This is a genomic window from Cellulomonas biazotea, assembly GCF_004306155.1.
Taxonomy (GTDB): domain Bacteria; phylum Actinomycetota; class Actinomycetes; order Actinomycetales; family Cellulomonadaceae; genus Cellulomonas; species Cellulomonas biazotea.
Genome location: NZ_BIMR01000425.1, coordinates 1 through 1,189, shown reverse-complemented (window position 1 = coordinate 1,189; position 1,189 = coordinate 1). Strand labels below are relative to the sequence as shown.

1 protein-coding gene is annotated in these 1,189 nt (G+C 79.4%); it reads left to right on the top strand.

Annotated features, from left to right (window positions below; genetic code table 11):
- A partial coding sequence (locus tag CBZ_RS21200) for a hypothetical protein (RefSeq protein WP_218022828.1) occupies nt 1-1,189 on the top strand: 1,189 nt, incomplete at both ends.

The window sequence follows — 1,189 nt, the reverse complement described above, 5'->3', positions numbered from 1 at the left end:
GCGACCGCCATGGCCCCGCTCGTCACGCGCCGCCGCGCGCGCGACGACGCCGGCCTGCTGGCCCTCACGGCGACGCTCCTGGCCTGGACGGTCCTGCTGTCGGCGGGCCTGCCCCGGCTCGAGGCGCGCGCCGCCGACGAGGCCGTCCGCCGGATCGTCGCCGAGGCGGGCGTGGCCGCCGACGTCGTCGTCACGCTGCCGACCCGCGCCATGATCCCGGACCCGCAGCGCGACCCCGACCAGCCCGCGCTCATCGCGAACGCGGCGGGTCAGATGGCGTCGCGCCTGCCCACGGCGGTGCGTGCCGCGACCCGCGCGCCCGTCACGGCCGTGCACACCGCCCCGGGTGTCGTCCGGATCGACGGCGACGGCCAGCTCGTGCGGCTCGCGCACCTCGGGAGCGCCGATCTGGGCGCCGACCCGCTGGTGCGCTGGGTGGACGGCGCGGCCCCGGGCGTCGCGCCGGCTGTCCCGTCGACGCCGCCGGTGGACCCCGCGCAGGACGGCCAGACACCGGAGGGCGAGGTCCAGCCCGCGGCTCCGGCGGTCAGGCCCGAGGTCCGGGCCGGGCTCGCGGCGACGACCGCGGAGCAGCTCGGCATCACCGTCGGCACGCGTTTCGACCTCACCACCCCCGGCGCGGGCGCCACGTCGGTGCTGGTCACCGGCCTGTACGAGCCGATCGACCCGACGGCCGACCAGTGGCGCGGCTTCGACGACCTGCTCCGGCCCCAGCCCGCCCCGTCGGCGGGCCATGCGGACCACCGGATCGCGTTCCTGCTGTCCGACGACTCCCTGCCCGACGCCGTCCTCGCCGTCGTCGGGCCCGCCGTGCAGCGCGCGATCCGGTTCCCCGCCGACCCCTCGTCGCTCGACGACGCCCTGGCGGCCCGCACCGCCGACCAGCTCGACGCGCTCACCTCGGCCCCCGCCGACCTCGCCACCCCGGACGGGGTGCCCGCCGTCGACACCCAGCTGCACGAGGTGCTGGCCGACGCCGCGGGCCGCCTCGCCGCCGCCCGCGCGCAGGCGTCGGTGCTCATCGTCGGGCTCGGCGTCGTCGGCGCGCTGGCCCTCGTGCTCGCGGCCCGGCTGCTCGTCGCGCGCCGCGAGAGCCTCCTCGTCGCGGAGCGCGCCCGCGGGGCGTCGGTCGCGTCCGTCGTCGTCCGGGCGCTCGCCGAGAGCGTGC